The following is an 18452-nucleotide window of genomic DNA, read 5'->3' as shown; positions in this document are numbered from 1 at the left end:
AAAATGTCCATTGTTATTTTGTACGGCTGATGTTATTATATTGTTATCGAAAACGGAAGTGATACAGGGGAATATTAAGACAAACAAGGAGGAATACTATTATGGAACACTCAAAAAGACTGACGGCTGCTGCGGCAGCTCTGACGATGGCTGCTTCGGCGGTCAGTTCATTCGGCGTGCCGATGACAGCGGACGCGGCATACGGCGCAGGCGGAAACGGCAAGGCTGTCATGGAGTATCTTGACAGAGGCATATACGCCGTAAAAAGCGGGAACGGAATGTTCGTCAGCTGGCGCTGGAATGCCGATGACGCAGATGATGCGGAGTTCAGACTTTACCGCGATGACAAGCTCATCTATACCAGCAAGAAGGGCGATCCCACAAGCTATCAGGACAACGGCGGAGGTACAGGCTCAAAGTACCGTGTGGACTGCGTTGAGGGAGGAAAGGTGACCTCGTCTGAGAAGTGCAGTTTCACTTCGGGAAATAACTATTTCGACATAAAGCTTGATCGCCCGGGAAGCCAGTATTCGCCCAATGACTGCGTTGTGGGAGATGTCGACGGAGACGGACAGTATGAGATCTTTCTCAAATGGGATCCTTCAAACGCCAAGGACAATTCTCAGGAGGGCAAGACCGACGATGTACTTATTGACTGCTACACTCTTGAGGGCAAAAAGCTGTGGCGTATAAACCTGGGAAAGAATATCAGAGCGGGTCAGCACTACACACAGATGTGCGTTGCGGACTTTGACTGCGACGGAAAGGCAGAGCTTATCACAAAGACAGCTGACGGCACAACAGACGGCAGAGGGAAGGTCATAGGTGACGGCAGCAAGGACTACCGCAATGCAAAGGGATATATACTCAGCGGTCCCGAGTATATGACGCTGTTTGACGGTCAGACAGGCGCTGCCCTTGATACCATAGATTTCCCCGTTCCAAGAGGCAAGGTCAGCGACTGGGGCGACAATTACGGCAACCGCGTTGACCGTATGAACAGCGGTATCGCTTATCTTGACGGAGTCCACCCCTCCGCTATTTACGGCAGAGGCTATTATACCAGACTGACCTGGTCCGCAATAGATGTAAGGGACAAGAAACTGGTGAAAAGATGGGTATTCGATACAGGAAACAACAGATCCGCTGCGGGCTGGGGCTGCGGCAACCATAACGTAATGGTTGCAGACTGCGACAACGACGGCAAGCAGGAGGTATTCACGGGTGCAAGCTGTATCGACGACAACGGAAAGCTTCTCTGGACATCGGGAGACCTTCACGGTGACGCAATGCACGTCGGTGATCTTATACCCGACCGTGAGGGGATTGAGGTATGGCAGTGCCATGAGGACAAGCCCTACGGTGAGACCTGCTATGACGCAAAGACAGGCAAGAGAATATTTCATATAAACTTTACCAAGGACACAGGACGCTGTGCTGCCGACAATATCTGGGCAGGCAGCAAGGGTGCGGAGTTCTGGGGAGCTGCCGACGGCAACGTCTATGACTCAACAGGAAAGAAAATAGGCGGCACAAAGCCTGCGCAGAACTTCTTTATCTACTGGGACGGCGATCTTGAACGCGAGATACTGGACGGGAATAAGATCTCGAAGATGACAGGTGCAAATAAGATAGACCGTATATTTACAGCAAACGGCTGCGGCTCAAATAACAGCTCAAAGTCTGTGCCCTGCATGACAGCAGACCTTTTCGGCGACTGGCGTGAGGAGCTTATCATGAGGACTGACGACAACAGCAAGCTCCGTATCTGGTGCACCACAGATACTACAAAGGTACTACTGACTACTCTGATGCACGATATGCAGTATCGTGCACAGAACTGCTGCCAGCAGTCCTCCTATAACCAGCCTCCACATGTGAGCTACTATCTCGGAAGCGACGCACCACTGCCGCAGAGACCGGATATCAAGCTCAACAATGTACCTGTAAAGACAAACATTCCCGATGAGCCAATTGTGACAGTGCCCGAGACTACACAAGCTGTGACTACAACACAGCCCGTGACTACAACCTCGTCTGCGCCGATCATGACCGGTGAGCCTGCTTCCGGGATAATTGACGGACAGATCTACACATTCCGCAATGCGGCAAGCGGTCTTTACCTTGGAGTTGAAGGCGGTGCGGCTGTAAACAATGCCAATGTGATACAGTCAGCAAATACAGGAAAGGATAATCAGTTCAAGACAGTTTCAGCAGGAAACGGTTATTTCTACCTCGTATCGCAGCTTGACGAAGGAGACGCATTTGCCCTTGACGTTCACGCCAAAAAGACAGAGGACGGTACAAATATCGAGCTTTATACGCTGAAAAACGGTGAAAACCAGCAGTTCAGATTTGTGGACAACGGGGATGGTTCATACAGATTAACAGCTAAGATCTCTGGGGATAAGTCCTGCGTGACCGCATCCGGCAGCGACGGAAATGTTTTTGAGCAGACCGTTGGCGGAAGCGGTCAGAGCTGGATAGCTGCGCCCGTTTCGTCAGAACAGAGCAACACTCCCGCATATGGCGATGTGAACTGTGACGGAAAGGTAGAGCTTGCTGACGCTATACTTATAATGCAGGCTATATCAAATCCTGATAAATTCGGTGTAAACGGTACTGAAAAGGGACACCTCACTGCCAAAGGCAGGGAGAACGCAGATTGCTCAGGCTCAGGAGACGGCATGACCGTAAACGATGCCCTTGCCATACAGAATTACCTTCTGAATATAATACCTTCACTTCCTGAAAAATAATATAGTGCATTTCATTTCAGCAGCAGACCTCTGCCGATCATTCGGCGGAGGTCTTTTGCTTTTGTGAAGATAAAGCTGTTGCAGGCTTTGGACTTTTATAGTATAAGCGGCAAAGATAAGCAGACCGCCGCTTTTCCTCCGCAGTCATTGCTATTTCCGTAATAATGTGGTATAATTCTTATAACTTGTTTTTAGGAAAGGAGAAGCTATGCATTTTGTTGAAGCAAAGGGGATACTGTCCTCAAAGAACGGAATGAATATATACAGGGGCTGCTCTCACGGCTGTATATACTGTGACAGCCGAAGCCTTTGCTATAATATGTCCCACGCCTTTGAGGACATAGAGGTAAAGCAGAATGCGCCGCAGCTTCTTGAGAAGGCTCTCCGCTCAAAGCGGAAAAGGTGCATGATAGGTACTGGCTCAATGAGCGATCCCTATATGCCTGCCGAGGCGGAACTGAAGCTTACACGCCGCTGCCTTGAGCTTATTGAGCAGTATCAGTTCGGCGCTGCTGTCCTCACAAAGTCCGATCTGATACTCAGGGACGCAGAACTTATAGCCTCCATAAATCAGCAGCAGAAGGCAGTAGTGCAGATGACAATGACTACCTTTGATGATGAGCTTTGCAGGATAATTGAGCCAAATGTATGTCCCACAGGCAGAAGGGCTGAGGTGCTTATGGAGATGAAGCGCCTCGGAGTTCCCACAGTAGTCTGGCTTAGTCCGTTTCTGCCTTATATAAATGATAGCGAGGAGAACCTTAGAGGACTTCTCGGCTACTGTGCCGAAGCGGGAGTGAAGGGGATAGTCTGCTTCGGCATAGGACTCACTCTCAGGGACGGCAACAGGGAGTATTTTTACTCTGCCCTTGACAGGCATTTTGAAGGCTTGTCGCAAAGATACCGTATAGAGTTCGGCAATGCTTATGAGATAGTCAGCCCGAATCATAGTCGGCTTATGGCTGTATTCAATGAATTCTGCAACAAATACGGCATTATACATGATATTAACGCCTGCTTCGGCTATCTGAACGAGCTTCCCGAAAAATATGAGCAGCTTACTTTATTCTGACTGGAGATAATACGATGAACGAAAATATAATGGTAATTGACGACGATATACATATAGGAAATATGCTTGAGGAAGCTCTGTCCCGTGATGGCTACAGAGTTACAAGGGCTTATTCCGGGACTGAGGCGCTTATGCTTTTATCCTCGCAGAAGCCTGACCTGATACTTCTTGATCTTATGCTCCCAGGACTCAGCGGAGAGGAGCTTCTGCCTAAGATAGAGGGGATTCCCGTTATTATCGTGAGCGCAAAGATAGATATTGACAATAAGGTGGAGCTCCTCCTCGGAGGGGCAGCAGATTACATAACAAAGCCTTTTGACATGAAGGAGCTAAAGGCGCGTATCAGGGTACAGCTCCGCAGCAGACAGCTTACAACATCGCGCTCCGAGCTTACATACAAGGAGCTGAAGCTGAACACAGATACCCATAATGTAACTGTAAACGGCGATGAAGTAAGACTTACAAGGACTGAATACGCTATACTGAAGCTTCTCATGCTCAATCCCGATCAGGTCATAACCAAGTCGGTCATGCTTGACAGGATAAGCACAGATACTCCCGACTGCACGGAGACCTCACTGAAACAGCATATCAGCAACCTGCGAAAGAAGCTTCGCTCCGCCGACGGTACGGACTACATAGAGGCTGTATGGGGCATAGGCTTCAAAATGGCATGATCTTTACTATATCTTTACTCTTTTCTTTACCGCTTTCTTTACTTTTGTGGTATAGGATAGTATCATAAAGTCAAGGAGGTACATTTTATGGAATACGTTATAAAGACAAATGATCTGAAAAAGAATTACAAAAGCTTCAAGGCACTTGACGGACTGAGCCTCAATGTTCCCAAGGGCTCAATATACGGACTTGTAGGAAGAAACGGAGCTGGAAAGACCACATTCTTCCGTATTCTCTGCGGACTTCAGGAGCCTTCCTCGGGTGATTACGAGATATACGGAGTAAAGAACGGTAACAGTGGGATAAATAAGTCACGGAGAAGAATGGGGGCAGTTGTAGAAACTCCCTCCATATATCTTGATATGAGCGCACAGCAGAATCTGAAGTATCAGTGCAGGATGCTGGGACTTCCCGATTACAGCTGTGTCGATGAGCTTCTCAAGCTGGTGGGACTTGCAAATACAGGCAAAAAGAAGGCAAAGAACTTCTCACTTGGCATGAAACAGCGTCTGGGCATAGCCGTAGCACTGGTGGGAGAGCCCGATCTCCTCATACTTGATGAGCCCATAAACGGACTTGACCCTCAGGGTATCGTGGAGATAAGAGAGCTTATACTCAGGCTCAACCGCGAGAAGGAGATAACTGTCATGATCTCCAGCCATATCCTTGACGAGCTGTCAAAGCTGGCGACCTATTACGGCTTTGTGGATCACGGCAGAATGGTAAATGAAATGAGTGCAGAGGAGCTTGACAACAGCTGCCGCAAGTGTATCAGAATGGAGGTGACTGACACAGCGGCAATGGCAAGAGTTCTGGACAATATGGGCGTTGAATACAAGATCCTGTCCGAGACCTCAGCGGATATTTTTGCAAAGCTCAATTTCTCAAAGCTTTCCGATGCACTTTCCGGGGAGAACTGTGAGGTCATATCCATGAACGAGCATGACGAGAGTCTTGAGGGCTTCTTTATCTCTCTTGTTGGAGGTGGCAGAAATGATCAAGCTTCTGAGAGCTGAGTTTGCACGCTGCTTTACGGGAAAGCTTTTCTGGCTTGTAGTTCTTTTTAATGTAGTGCTGGCTTCAAGCTTCAATGTCTTAACGTATGCTACTACTAAAAGTGAAGACTTTAGTAACATCTTTACCGATAAAACTCTCTATATCGGACTTATCTCAATGGGGCTGACAGCCGCGGTTTTTGTTGCATTTTACGCAGGAAGCGAGTTTGAAGAGGAGACTATCAGGAACAAGCTTATTGCAGGCAACACCAAAGCAGGAATATATATCTGTGATCTTGCAGTTTGCTCTGCGGCGCTGATAATCATCCAGTATCTTTACTTTTTTATCGCGTATGCTTTTTCATATATTCTGTTCGGAGCTCTTCATCATTCATTCTCTGTAATGATGCAGCTCCAGCTTATCGGCGCACTGGGAACCATTGCTGTCACGGCATTTATGCTGATGATAACAATGATAGTCCGCAGCAGAACAATTGCCGTAACGGTGTGTATGATCGCGGCGATCGTGTTTTTTATCGCCTGCGTTGCCATTATCAATGAACTTGAGGAACACAGCATGGAGCTTCTGGACGCAGGTCCGGAGATCATTTCAGCCGAAAAGTATGCTGTTCTCGATAAATACAGCTATGTTTACGGAGTTGGCAGCGATGACCTTTTCGGTGCAGAGCTTGCAGTAAAGGAATTCTTTTATGACAGCCTGCTTCAGAGCCAGGCGTTAAGGTTTTCAGATGAACGGAGCCTTCCTTATCACTGGGAGTTCATGGTGATATACAACATCGCAATAACGCTGGTAACAACACTTATAGGCGCTGTTACATTCCGCAGACTTGACCTGAAGTGAGGTGAAAGTATGAAAAACCTGTTAAAAGCCGAATTCAGCCGTATGTTCAGGTCAAAGCTGTTCTGGATATTTATGGTGCTGTCAGTTATTTTCTGTGTATATAGCATTTATGATGATGCAAATATGCCTGCAGAGTTTAGGCAGTCAGGGCAGATATACGGATATGTCTTTGAAGCTGCTCTGTACTTTTACATACTTGTATACATTTTTGCCGCTGCTGTTTTAGACAGTCTTTTTATCAGCCGCGAACACTCCGATGGAACTATACGCAACAAGATCATCTCGGGACATCCGAGAGCTTCTGTCTACCTGACAGAACTCATAGTATGCTCTGTAACGGGACTTATTATGTTCATTGTAAATTTAGCGATCATAAGTCTGCCTTTTCTGAAATTCGGTATACATGGTATGGACGGATGGGTGACTATGAGAAGGATAATCCTTATCGCTGTACTGATAATAGTGAGCAATGCACTGTTTGTTCTGTTCTCTATGCTTATTCCATCGAGGGCAAGCTCAGTAGTATGGTCGATAGTATTTATAATCATCATGCTTGTTTCATCTGCACTTATCCAGGATAAGCTTGATAATGATTCACAAAGCCGTACTCTGCGTGAGAGAGGGGAATACTATGAGCACAGTAAGATACTGGGCAATACCGAGAGAAAGGTATATAAAGCCTTAAATTATATCCTGCCCGCAAATCAGGTGTTACATACCTATGATATTGATGACTATCTTGCGGATTATAAAGATACTTCCGAGATACCGCAGAAAAAACTCAATATTTATCTTACAGGTCTCTGCCTTTTGGATGCAGTCACATTCATGCTGGTTACAGCCGCAGGTATAACTATATTCAGAAAAAAAGATTTGAAATGAGGTAAACAGATTGACTAAGCTTATAAATTCCTATTTATGGCGACTTTTCAGAAATAAACTAATATACGTCGGACTTGCTGCCGCTTTTATCATAACTCTCGCAGGAGCAGGCACGGAAAGCTCACCTGAGCAGTCAATGCTTATGATAAAGGCACTTTCATTGGGGATAATCGCCTTTACATCGGTATTCGTGCCCCTTTTCCTTGGCCGCGAATACTCTGACAGGACCATAAGGAACAAGTTCATCAGCGGCTATACAAGAACACAGGTATTTTTTGCTTCCTGTACAGCAGTTGCTGTTGTCGAGGTACTTATGACTGCTTCATGGCTTGCAGGGGCAGCTATTGCCGTACATATAACTGGAGCTGAGCTTTCGGAGCTCCTTTCTTTAGCGGCAAAAACATTTCTGTTTAGTATGGCACACGCTGCATTTGTGACCTTTTTCAGTATGCTTATAAGCAAAACAGCTGTTTGTATAGCAGTACAGATCCTTATCTTTCACCTGTTTTCGTCAGCGGCACCAATTATGCTTGCAATTGGCGTGAATATTGGCGGCACAGCTGAGAGAGTATCTATATATGCTGCAAGCTCATTTCCCATGGGACAGTGGTTCTCAGCCATAGGCTTTCCTGATGAAGTGTCAGAGATAGGCGCTTACAGGGCAGCAGCCTGCGTTGCACTCATGCTTTTGTTTACAGCAGCAGGCCGTATTATGTTCAGAAAAAAGAGTATTCGTTAAAGGAGTTTGTCTATGGTAGTCCCGGTAATTCTGCTGGCAGTTTTGTCAGTATTCCTGTCAGTAAAGCTATGGCTTCTGCGCAGATCCGCAAAGGAGATCGCAGAGGCTTTGTCGGACTGCCTTAAAACAGATACAAATAACCTTATTACAGTTTCAAGCAGGGATAAACAGGTGAGAAAGCTTGTGTCCGAGCTGAATGATGAACTGAAGCTGCTCCGTGAAGAGCACCACCGCTTTGTACAGGGGGATATGGAGCTGAAAAACGCCGTCACCAACATCTCCCATGACCTCAGAACACCGCTTACAGCTATTTGTGGTTACCTTGATATGCTGAAAAGCGAGGACAAGTCTCCCGAGGCAGAACGCTACCTTGAGATAATCAGCGGCAGGACGGAGTCAATGAAGCAGCTAACAGAGGAGCTTTTCCGATACTCGGTCATAATGACATCTGAACCTGAGGGAAAGCCGGAGCAGGTCTCAGTGAATGATGTCCTTGAGGAGAGCATAGCCGGGTATTACCCTGTACTCAGTGAAAAGGGATTAGTACCTGAGATCGATATAACCGACCGGAAGGTCATTAGATTTCTTGACCGCTCCGCCCTTGCCAGGGTGTTCTCCAATCTTATAAATAATGCAGTCAAGTACAGTGACGGCGACCTTTCTGTCAGCCTTTCAGCCGATGGGACTGCCATATTTTCAAATCGCGCTTCTCAGCTTACTTCCGTACAGGTCGAAAAGCTCTTTGACAGGTTCTATACCGTTGAAGCTGCACGAAATTCAACGGGTCTGGGACTTTCGATTGCAAGAACTCTTGTCGAACAGATGGGCGGAACTATCTCTGCTTCTGTCGAAAACGGAGTATTATCCATTGTTTTGCACCTTTAATGGCTCATTTGCCATAATATACGAAGTAATTTTGCTTCGGTACTTGATTTAGGGAAAAATATGTGATATAATAATGTTTACAGGGGAGCTTGCGGGACAGGCTGAGAGGAAGGTGTTACCTTCGACCCTTCGACCTGATTTGGTTAATGCCAGCGTAGGGAGTCTGATATTGTTATGCACATTCAGGGAACTGCGCAGGCGGTTCCCTGAATTTTTTAAGGAGGTGCCGTAATGGTAAAGATAAATGGTGAACTGCTTGAAAAAGACGGAAAAACTGTAACGGAAATGCTTTCTGATATGGAAATAAGCGGTCAGAGAGTTGCTGTAGAGATAAACGAAGAAATAGTTCCAAAGGCAAAATATGACGAAACTATTCTCAAGGACGGCGACCATGTAGAGGTCGTTCGTTTTGTGGGAGGCGGCTGATATGCCAATACCTTCAAAAGAGGAAATGTACAGAGCGCTGGAGGAAAGACATGGGGCTGAGCTGCAGAAGAAGCTGGACATCGCTTCAGTGGCGGTATGCGGACTTGGCGGACTTGGCTCTAATATTGCTATAGCCCTCGCAAGAGCAGGTGTAGGGAAGCTTAATATCATTGATTTTGACAGCGTTGACATCTCAAATCTGAACCGCCAGCAGTACTTTCCCGACCAGCTTGGCAAGCCAAAGTCTGACGCGATGAGGGATACTCTTGAGCGTATAGCGCCTTATTGCAGTATCACTTCCTATAATGTTAAACTCACAGAGGAGAACATTCCTGTTCTGCTGAAAGATGCTGATATTATCGTTGAGGCATTTGACAGGGCCGATCAGAAGGCTATGCTGGTTAACTGCGTGCTGGAGAATCTGCCCGAGAAGTATCTTGTATCAGGCTCAGGTATGGCAGGGATAGCTCCATCAAATATTATAACCACAAAAAGGATAACAAAGCGCTTTTATCTGTGCGGTGACGGTGTAAGCGATGTTGAGAACGGAATGGGACTCGTTTCATCACGGGTCCTTATCTGTGCAGGTCATCAGGCTCATGCAGTCATAAGGATAATTGCAGGCGAATTTGATATATAAGGAGAGACCATTAATGAAGGACGATAAGCTTATTATAGGAGGACATGAGTTCTCCTCACGTTTTATACTCGGCTCGGGAAAGTATTCCCTCAGCCTTATTGAAGCGGCTGTAAAGTACGCTGGTGCAGAGATAATCACACTTGCTGTACGCCGTACCAATTCCAAGGAGCACGAGAATATCCTTGACTATATTCCCGAGGGAGTAACACTTCTTCCCAATACTTCGGGAGCAAGAAATGCCGATGAGGCTGTTCGTATAGCAAGACTTGCCCGTGAGCTTGGCTGCGGAGATTTTGTAAAGATAGAGATCATGCGCGATACCAAGTATCTTCTTCCCGACAATCAGGAGACAGTACGCGCTACGGAGATACTGGCGAAAGAGGGATTTATTGTAATGCCATATATGTATCCCGATCTGAATACAGCCCGTGATCTGGTTAACGCAGGTGCAGCTTCGGTAATGCCTCTTGCTTCGCCTATCGGCTCAAACAAGGGACTTGCTACCAAGGACTTCATACAGATCCTCATTGACGAGATAGACCTGCCCATAATCGTTGACGCAGGAATAGGCAGACCTTCACAGGCTTGCGAGGCTATGGAAATGGGCGCTGCTGCTGTTATGTCAAATACTGCACTTGCCACTGCGGGAGACCTTCCTGTTATGGCAGAGGCTTTCAAGCAGGCTATCGAAGCAGGCAGAAAGGCATATCTTTCCGGACTGGGACGTGTACTCACAAGAGGAGCTTCTCCCTCCGATACACTGACAGGCTTCCTTCGTGACTGATGGTACATCTTGAAAAAGTAAACGGCGGCAATATCTACGATATCATCGAGCTTAAAGTCGATGATAGCCAGAGAAAATTTGTCTCAGACAATAAAATGAGTATCGTTGATGCCTATGGTGCAATGACGGGAGGCGGTAATGCCTTTCCATTCGGTATCTATGATGATGATACACCTGTGGGATTTCTGATGATAGGCTTTGATGTGGATGAATACTGGGAGGACTACCCTGAAATTGCAGTGGGAAGCTACAACATATGGCGCCTTATGATAGACCGCCGCTATCAGGGCAGGGGATACGGAAAAGCCGCAATGAAACTGGCACTTGACTTCATAAGGACATATCCCTGCGGAAAGTCTGAGAGGTGCTGGCTTTCTTATGAGCCTGGCAATCATGCAGCTGAAAAGCTTTACAACTCATTCGGTTTTGTGCCGAATGGGGAAAAAGACGGCGATGAGATAATCGCTGTACTGGAATTATAAAAGAAGGTAATTTAATGGAAAATCACTATTTTGTAGACTCGGATAAGCTTTCCGAGGCTGCTCTTAAAAAGAAGCATATGCTTGAGACCGATCCTGCTTCACGTACAAACCATATGGAGTACATGGAGGGCATGGAGCGCATAAAGTCCGATATTATGGACAAGGTAATGACTGAGATGAAGAACTATGATTACTCTCAGTACACTGCCCGCGATGTGAACGCAGCTCTCAACCATGAGACCTGCACTGTTGAGGATTTCAAGGCGCTGCTTTCTCCTGCGGCAGAGCCTTTTCTTGAAAAAATGGCTCAGCGTGCAAAGCTTGAGACTCAGAAGCATTTCGGCAATACCGTATATCTGTTCACTCCTCTGTATATCGCCAACTACTGCGAGAACTACTGCGTTTATTGCGGCTTCAACTGTTATAATGATATAAAGCGAATGAAACTCAATATGGAGCAGATAGAGCATGAGATGAAGGTCATTGCCGACAGCGGCATGGAGGAGATTCTTATCCTCACAGGAGAGAGCCGTGCACAGAGCAGCGTTGAGTATATCGGCGAAGCCTGCAAGCTGGCACGAAAGTATTTCCGAATGGTCGGAATAGAGGTCTATCCGCTTAATACCGATGAATACAAATACCTTCACGAATGCGGAGCTGATTATGTTACCGTATTTCAGGAAACCTATGATAGTGACAGATACGAGCAGCTGCATCTTATGGGACACAAGCGTGTTTGGCCTTACAGATTTGAAGCTCAGGAACGTGCACTTATGGGCGGAATGAGAGGTATTGCCTGTTCGGCACTCCTGGGACTTTCCGATTTCAGAAAGGATGCCCTGGCAAGTGCGCTTCATGTTTACTATTTACAGAGGAAATATCCTCAGGCTGAGATATCACTTTCATGCCCGAGACTTCGTCCTATAATCAATAATGACGAGATAAATCCTCTTGATGTCCATGAAAAGCAGCTCTGTCAGATACTCTGCGCATACAGGATATTCCTGCCGTTCTGCGGAATAACCGTATCTTCAAGAGAGAGCGAGAGCTTCAGAAACGGTATCGTAAAGATCGCTGCAACTAAGGTATCGGCAGGTGTTTCCACGGGAATAGGCGACCATGAGAGCAAGTACACAGGCAAGGAGAGCGAAGCTGCCGAGGGCGATGAGCAGTTCGAGATAAATGACGGACGCAGCTTTGATAAGATGTACAAGGATATGTCTGAGGAAGGACTTCAGCCTGTGCTGAATGATTATCTCTATGTCTGATATTATTTGCGTGACCTCACGTTTGCTTTGCAGAGGGGATTTTCCGGAGCAGCTACGTAAAATAGCAGAGGCTGAGCCGAAATATGTTATCCTCCGCGAAAAGGACCTGAGCGAGGAGGAGTATCGGGAGCTTGCAAAGAAGGCTGTCGCAATATTCCAAGGTACGAAAACAAGGCTTATACTGCATTATTATTACAGAACTGCCATAGAACTGGGCTGGAAAGCTATACATCTTCCGCTCCATATTCTTCGGGAGATGAGCAGAGAAGAAAAGGCGCAGTTTGAACTGATAGGCGCTTCCTGCCATTCTGTCTCAGACGCAGAGGAAGCTCAGAGCCTGGGTGCGGATCATATCACCGCAGGTCATGTTTTTGTCACTGACTGCAAAAAGGGACTTCCTCCCCGTGGTATTGATTTCCTTCGCGATGTATGCAGCAGTGTGAACATTCCTGTCTATGCGATAGGGGGCATATCTCCCGATAACATAGAGCTTGTCAGACAGGCAGGGGCAGCAGGTGCCTGCGTAATGAGCGGATTTATGAAGTGCAGTGACCCTGTTGGATTTATAAAAGAATTTGAAAAGAAGTGATACAAATGAAAATAGAAAGGAAAGATCTGCTCCTTTATGCCGTTACGGACAGGAACTGTCTTCGCGGTATAAGTCTGGAGGAGGCAGTAGAGCAGGCTATCCTCGGCGGTGCAACCTGCGTTCAGCTCCGCGAGAAGAACATTGATGAAGATGGGCTTATAAGTGAGGCAAAGAAGCTTATTGATATATGCCACAGATATAATGTTCCGTTTATTGTCAATGATGATTACGAAGCAGCTCTGAAATGCGGGGCAGACGGCGTTCATGTCGGTATCGAGGATGCTCCCGTAGAGGAGATACGCCGTATTGCAGGCAGGGACTTCATTATCGGATCTACTGCCAAAACGGTAGAACAGGCTTGTCTTGCAGAGCGCTCGGGAGCAGATTATCTTGGTGTAGGAGCTGTTTTCCCATCTCCAACAAAGAAGAATGCTATAAGAATAACGCCTGAGCTCCTGAAGGAGATATGCAGCTCGGTCAGCATACCTGCTGTTGCCATCGGCGGAATAAATGCCGAAAACGCTGCTGCGATCAAAGGCTGCGGACACAGCGGAATTGCAGTAGTTTCGGCTGTATTCGGTGCTGAGGATGTAAAGGCAGCAGCCGAAAAGCTGACAGAAGCTGTAAAGGCTACATTATAAGAGGTTAGTATGATAAAGTATTACGACATCGGGCTGAATCTGTTCTGCAAGCAGTTCAGAGATCCCGAAAAGATAATTGATGACGCTGCATCTGAGGGAGTTGACTGTATTCTCACAGGCTCTGATATGAAAAGCAGCGAGAGTGTAAACATTTTTGTGAAGTCCCATGACTGCTATGGGACCTGCGGGATACATCCTCACAGCGCCGACAGTGCAAAAGCTGAAGATTTTCAGCGGATACGAGAAATAGTTTCGGACAATGATAAGATAGTTGCAGTAGGCGAGTGCGGACTGGACTATGACAGGATGTTTTCCACCAGAGAGAATCAGATACGCTGCTTTGAGCATCATATAAAGATCGCGGAAGAGCTGGGAAAACCGCTTTTTCTCCATGAACGTGAAGCGACTGATGATTTCATTGCACGTTTCAAAAAACACAGCGATATATGCAGCAGAGCTGTAGTTCACTGTTTTACGGGAGATAAAGACACTCTGAAAAAGTACATTGATATGGGCTTCTATATCGGAGTTACAGGCTGGATATGTGATGAACGCCGCGGAGGAGCGCTTCGTGAGGCAGTCAGGTATATCCCTCTTGACAGGATAATGGCTGAGACCGATGCTCCATACCTGACCCCCAGGAACATCAAGGGGCTTGACAGGACAAATGTGCCGCAGAACATAAAATATGTAGCAGCCGAGCTGGCGCGGAATATGGGCGTAGACGAGGCTGAGCTGATTGCGGCTCTTAAAGAGAATACCGAGCGCTTTTTCGGTATATAAAAAGACTGCACGACATTATCGCCGTGCAGTCTTTTCTTTTTACTTGCAGCAGATACCGAACATTTCGCAGAGTATCTTCCAGATGTTGTTGCAGCACATAATGTATACCTCCTGTACTGAGATTGTCCCTCTTGGGATGATTTTATTATACCAGAGGTTATTCGTTAAATCAATGCAAAATATCTGGATATTAATTTTACATAATTATCCTCTAATTAAGGATATATACCGCAGCCGCCAGGTATGAAGCGAATATAAGCCATATAAAATAGGGGATATTGAGCCGTGCAGCTGTCTTTTTAACGTTTCTGAACGCTAATATCATCACTCCCACAAGAAGCAGTAATATTATTGCAACTGCGGCAGCAATTCCCAGGAGCCTGAAACGGAAGAACAGAATACTCCAGGAAAAATTTACCGCAAGCTGTATGTAATAGAGTTTGAGAGCAGCTGATCGTCCCGTTTTTCTGTCATCGGTCTGCCATATCATGTAGGCGGAAATTCCCATAAGTGCGTACAGTACAGCCCATACAACAGGGAATACCCATGCAGGCGGAAGCAGCGGCGGAGGCTTTATGTCGGTGTAGAAGGAGGAATAATCTCCCGAAAACAGAGCAGAGAGCGCTCCAACAAGCTCTGCGGTCACAATAAAAATGAGCAGATCCGTCAGTTTGAATTTTTTCATAGTATCTACCTCTTCTGAATTGATAGTAAATACTATGCGGGATCTGCTCATATTATGTTTCATTTAAGTGGTATCACGCTGTTGAATACTGCGTAAAACTTTATAGGTATGTGCTTGTCGATGTGACATTTGCCGAAGAACCATTTATCGTATTTGCAGGCCTTGATGACGTCTTCAAAGAACGCGTGCATTTCCAGCCTTTCGAGAACGTCAACTCCAAGGCATTCCTTCAGTGAAGCAGGGGGCTCATGAGTAATAATATAGTCCACATTGTAATGGTTTTCTCTGAGGTGAGCAATGCCCTCGGTTATTTCCGCCTGTGTAGGCTGTTCCTGAGGCCACCAGTCATTATCCCGTCTGAATTCAATGTCCTGACTATGACCGCCGCCGAATGTAAAGATCTTCTTCTTTTCGATAGTGTAGACCTGCCCGCGCATGAGATGGACTACATTTGGCATGATGACCCGCGCTTTACCGCCATTCCACTCCTGGGGACGGTATTTTTCAAGTATGTCGAAGTTTTCGTGACAGCCATCAAGAAAGGCAATAGTATAATTTTTGTCCGCAAGCTTCTTCAGCGCCGCACGTTCCTGCTTGGAGTTATCCCAGAAAAAGCCGAAATCTCCCGCGATAATGAGGGTATCTCCCCGACCGAGTTTTCTGATCTCAGGGCTTTTAAAGCGAGTAATATCTCCGTGAGTGTCTCCTGTAACGTAGATCACATTAAAAACCTCCGTTCTTTTGTTCAATTTTATACGGCTTATATTTTTCTGTGCCGTTTCGTTTTGTATTTATATTGTAGCATATTTTCCTGAAAAGGTAAAGGGGGTAAGAAAATTTTTCTGAATTTTAAAAAAAATTTCAGAAACCCCTTTTAAAACGGAAAAATATCTGCTATAATATAGATTAGGCTTGTTAAAAGCACATTACAGCGGGTGACCGCGTGAAATAGAGGAGAATGTATGAAGAAGTTATTATCTGCTCTTGCAGCAACAGTAATAGCACTTCCGTTTGTATGCAGTATGAGGTCAGAGGCGGTAAGCTTTCCACTTTCAATGACCATAAAGAGCGAGTCTGCGGTGATGATAAACCTGGACTCCAACACCGTAATACACCAGAAAAATGCCGATACCAAGCAAATGCCCGGACCTCTGGTGAACATTATGACCGCCGTTGTCTGTATAGAGAACTGTACAGATCTTTCGCAGGAGGTCACAGTTGACGAATCGGTATATGAGTATCTTTACAATATTGAATTTCCCGATGATCTTAGATTTGCCGAGATAGAGGATGGAGACGTCCTCACTTATACAGATCTGCTTCACGCCATGATGTTGACTTCATCAGTGGAGGCAGCTGAGACCATCGCATACAAGATCGGTGGAGAAAACACAGCAAAGTTCGTAGAAATGATGAACGAGAAGGCTGCGGAACTGGGGTTGGAGGACACTCATTTTACCAATGCCACAGGTATGTATGATCCCGATCAGTATACAACTGCAAATGATATGATGAAGCTTTCGGTCTATGCTCTGGGAGTGCCCTATTTTGAGAGTATCGCGACCGCTTTCACATATACCCCCACGGTTCCCAATCCCAAGAATCACCCAGAAATGGACAAATGGATATGGACAAATTCCAATGTTATGATGGACAGTCAGGGAGATTACGCTTACAGCGGTGCCAAGGGTATCAAGACCTCTAATCTTGAGCGTGCAGGGAGAAGCATAGTGACCATGGCGAGCCGTGACGGCAATAAGTATCTGGTAGTTCTTATGAAGTCACCGCTGAATAATGCTGACGGAGACAATACCTTTTACCATATAACAGATGCAATAGCAATGTTCGACTGGGCATTTGATAATTTCTCCTATCAGGTCATACTTGCTGATACTGCCGAGGTCGGCGAGCTTCCTGTTGAGCTTGCAGAGGGGAATGACTATGTTCTGGCTATCCCAAAAGAAGAATTTACTCTCCTCTGGTATAATGAGGTGGACGTTTCGACTATCAGCCGAGATAAGGTTGAATGGTATAAGAACACTCTCCAGGCGCCTGTAGCCAAGGGCGAGCCCCTCGGAAAGGTCACTCTTGAGTATTCCGGTGAAGAGCTGGGTACAGTTGAGCTTGTTGCGGTAAGCAATGTTGAGCGTTCCGCTTCTAAATATAATATGTATGTTGCGAAGATGTTCACCAAGTCACGCTGGTTCAACAAAGCACTTATGGTGTCCTTTCTGCTTTGTGCGATCTACATCATGGTATGTATTTATTCCTATATAGTTTTCAAGAGCAAGGCTAAGCCTATGAAGCCTATATACGCTGTACCCAAGGTCAACGACAAGGACCGCCGCAGACGCAGACAGCAGCAGAGCGAAGATGAAAAATAACAGAAATACCGTACAGTAAAACTGTACGGTATTTTTTTATAATGTGATATATCTGCTGCTGGCATATCCGTTTATGCCGTTATAGCTGATAACGTACCAGCCGTTTGTCTCGCCGTTTATCATAACGGTGGCTCCGTCGGGAGCAGAGCCGATAATATTTCCCGAGAGCCCCGGATAATCCCGTATATTCAGTCCGCTTCCATCGGTGGTGACAGTGCCCCAGCGAACCGCTCCTGCCTGGACGAATGGTATACCGAAGTAATCACAGAGGGAGTCCACGATATTTCGAGCGATATTCTCAAGATTATTTTTCAGCCATGCCTCGTCTGCGTAGTTGTCATGATAACCCAGCTCACAGAGAACTGCAACAGCTTTTGTGCGCAGCACCTCTCCGAGAGAGTAGGTGGGGACAGCTCTGACCTTATCGGGCAGAGGGTACACGGCTTTAAGATTATTTGCTATAATATCAGCAAGTCGGCGGCTCTGGTCACTTTTGGGGGCGTAGTATATATCTATCCCTCTGAGCCTGCCTGCAAGAGATTCCGGCGCAGCGTTTGAGTGCAGTGCAAGATGAACATCATAGCTTCCTGCATTCGAGTCTGCTATTGCACCTGTAACATTCCTTATGGGATCATTTCTTACAAAGCTTATACCGCAGGAGCGAAGATATGGTTCTATCCGATCTGCGAGGAGATTCATATAAAGCTCCTCATTGCCGTCAGTAGCATACTGATTCCACTCCTGAGTGGAGGAACTTAAAAAGACCTTTGGCATATTATCATTCCTTTCGTTGGATATGAGAAAGCTCTCATTCCATTTTATGCCGTAAGGTCACAGATTGATATAATTATTTAGTAGAAAAAGTATGTCTTCTATTGACTTTTTGCTTTTAAAGCGT

Annotated in this window: 20 protein-coding genes and 1 riboswitch; of the genes, 17 read left to right on the top strand and 3 right to left on the bottom strand. The window is 46.2% G+C overall.

Annotation, left to right across the window (positions count from 1 at the left end; translation table 11 throughout):
- Nucleotides 1-146 precede the first annotated feature (146 nt).
- The 16 genes from T488_RS17560 to T488_RS0109670 all read left to right on the top strand — a co-directional run bounded on the left by T488_RS17560 (nucleotide 147) and on the right by T488_RS0109670 (nucleotide 14485).
- Complete coding sequence (locus tag T488_RS17560) at nucleotides 147-2759, top strand: RICIN domain-containing protein (protein WP_431767947.1); 2613 nt, start codon at nucleotides 147-149, stop codon at nucleotides 2757-2759.
- A gap of 208 nt (nucleotides 2760-2967) precedes the next feature.
- Nucleotides 2968-3831, top strand: coding sequence for an SPL family radical SAM protein (locus tag T488_RS0109740; RefSeq protein WP_028520630.1), 864 nt, complete (start codon nucleotides 2968-2970; stop codon nucleotides 3829-3831).
- 14 nt (nucleotides 3832-3845) lie between these two features.
- Complete coding sequence (locus T488_RS0109735; RefSeq protein WP_028520629.1) at nucleotides 3846-4508, top strand: response regulator transcription factor; 663 nt, start codon at nucleotides 3846-3848, stop codon at nucleotides 4506-4508.
- Nucleotides 4509-4595: 87 nt separating this feature from the next.
- Nucleotides 4596-5525: an ABC transporter ATP-binding protein gene (locus T488_RS0109730; protein WP_028520628.1), complete on the top strand. Its 930-nt coding sequence runs from the start codon at nucleotides 4596-4598 to the stop codon at nucleotides 5523-5525.
- A complete protein-coding gene (locus tag T488_RS0109725) occupies nucleotides 5503-6366 on the top strand; it encodes an ABC transporter permease (RefSeq protein ID WP_028520627.1) in 864 nt (287 codons plus the stop codon). Before T488_RS0109730 ends, T488_RS0109725 begins: the two co-directional genes overlap by 23 nt.
- 9 nt (nucleotides 6367-6375) lie before the next feature.
- The gene (locus T488_RS0109720) at nucleotides 6376-7248 is read left to right on the top strand and encodes an ABC transporter permease subunit (RefSeq protein ID WP_028520626.1); all 873 of its coding nucleotides are present in this window, start codon (nucleotides 6376-6378) and stop codon (nucleotides 7246-7248) included.
- Nucleotides 7249-7258: 10 nt separating this feature from the next.
- The gene (locus T488_RS18780) at nucleotides 7259-7987 is read left to right on the top strand and encodes an ABC transporter permease (protein WP_051536412.1); all 729 of its coding nucleotides are present in this window, start codon (nucleotides 7259-7261) and stop codon (nucleotides 7985-7987) included.
- A gap of 12 nt (nucleotides 7988-7999) precedes the next feature.
- Nucleotides 8000-8872 (top strand): sensor histidine kinase, encoded by an 873-nt coding sequence (locus T488_RS0109710; RefSeq protein ID WP_028520625.1) that lies wholly within the window; start codon nucleotides 8000-8002, stop codon nucleotides 8870-8872.
- A 71-nt stretch (nucleotides 8873-8943) separates the two neighbouring features.
- Nucleotides 8944-9050, top strand: a riboswitch (TPP riboswitch).
- 53 nt (nucleotides 9051-9103) lie between these two features.
- The gene (thiS, locus tag T488_RS0109705; RefSeq protein WP_028520624.1) at nucleotides 9104-9298 is read left to right on the top strand and encodes a sulfur carrier protein ThiS; all 195 of its coding nucleotides are present in this window, start codon (nucleotides 9104-9106) and stop codon (nucleotides 9296-9298) included.
- A gap of 1 nt (nucleotide 9299) precedes the next feature.
- Nucleotides 9300-9938: a sulfur carrier protein ThiS adenylyltransferase ThiF gene (gene thiF / locus T488_RS0109700; RefSeq protein WP_028520623.1), complete on the top strand. Its 639-nt coding sequence runs from the start codon at nucleotides 9300-9302 to the stop codon at nucleotides 9936-9938.
- 13 nt (nucleotides 9939-9951) lie between these two features.
- Entirely contained in the window at nucleotides 9952-10722 is a 771-nt protein-coding gene (locus tag T488_RS0109695; protein WP_028520622.1) for a thiazole synthase, read from the top strand.
- Entirely contained in the window at nucleotides 10722-11204 is a 483-nt protein-coding gene (locus T488_RS0109690; protein WP_028520621.1) for a GNAT family N-acetyltransferase, read from the top strand. Before T488_RS0109695 ends, T488_RS0109690 begins: the two co-directional genes overlap by 1 nt.
- A 14-nt stretch (nucleotides 11205-11218) precedes the next feature.
- Nucleotides 11219-12472 (top strand): 2-iminoacetate synthase ThiH, encoded by a 1254-nt coding sequence (gene thiH, locus T488_RS0109685; RefSeq protein WP_028520620.1) that lies wholly within the window; start codon nucleotides 11219-11221, stop codon nucleotides 12470-12472.
- Nucleotides 12465-13061, top strand: coding sequence for a thiamine phosphate synthase (locus T488_RS0109680; protein WP_028520619.1), 597 nt, complete (start codon nucleotides 12465-12467; stop codon nucleotides 13059-13061). Before thiH ends, T488_RS0109680 begins: the two co-directional genes overlap by 8 nt.
- A 5-nt stretch (nucleotides 13062-13066) precedes the next feature.
- A complete protein-coding gene (gene thiE, locus T488_RS0109675; RefSeq protein ID WP_028520618.1) occupies nucleotides 13067-13702 on the top strand; it encodes a thiamine phosphate synthase in 636 nt (211 codons plus the stop codon).
- A 9-nt stretch (nucleotides 13703-13711) separates the two neighbouring features.
- Entirely contained in the window at nucleotides 13712-14485 is a 774-nt protein-coding gene (locus T488_RS0109670) for a TatD family hydrolase (RefSeq protein WP_028520617.1), read from the top strand.
- A 211-nt stretch (nucleotides 14486-14696) separates the two neighbouring features.
- Here T488_RS0109670 and T488_RS0109665 read toward each other — a convergent pair whose 3' ends face one another.
- Nucleotides 14697-15170, bottom strand: coding sequence for a TspO/MBR family protein (locus T488_RS0109665; RefSeq protein ID WP_028520616.1), 474 nt, complete (start codon nucleotides 15168-15170; stop codon nucleotides 14697-14699).
- A 59-nt stretch (nucleotides 15171-15229) separates the two neighbouring features.
- On the bottom strand, nucleotides 15230-15892 hold the full coding sequence (locus T488_RS0109660; RefSeq protein ID WP_028520615.1) for a metallophosphoesterase family protein: 663 nt from the start codon (nucleotides 15890-15892) through the stop codon (nucleotides 15230-15232).
- A gap of 240 nt (nucleotides 15893-16132) precedes the next feature.
- Between T488_RS0109660 and T488_RS0109655 the strand changes: the two genes are divergently transcribed.
- Nucleotides 16133-17554 carry a D-alanyl-D-alanine carboxypeptidase family protein gene (locus T488_RS0109655; RefSeq protein WP_028520614.1) on the top strand — a complete coding sequence of 474 codons (1422 nt, stop codon included), beginning with the start codon at nucleotides 16133-16135 and terminating at the stop codon, nucleotides 17552-17554.
- A 36-nt stretch (nucleotides 17555-17590) separates the two neighbouring features.
- Here T488_RS0109655 and T488_RS0109650 read toward each other — a convergent pair whose 3' ends face one another.
- Nucleotides 17591-18328, bottom strand: a complete 738-nt coding sequence (locus T488_RS0109650) for an N-acetylmuramoyl-L-alanine amidase (RefSeq protein ID WP_028520613.1) — start codon at nucleotides 18326-18328, stop codon at nucleotides 17591-17593.
- Nucleotides 18329-18452: the final 124 nt, after the last annotated feature.

This window comes from Ruminococcus flavefaciens ND2009 (genome assembly GCF_000621785.1).
GTDB classification, from domain to species: domain Bacteria; phylum Bacillota; class Clostridia; order Oscillospirales; family Ruminococcaceae; genus Ruminococcus; species Ruminococcus flavefaciens_C.
Note: the sequence above shows the minus strand (reverse complement) of the source record. Positions and strands in the feature narration are given on the sequence as shown.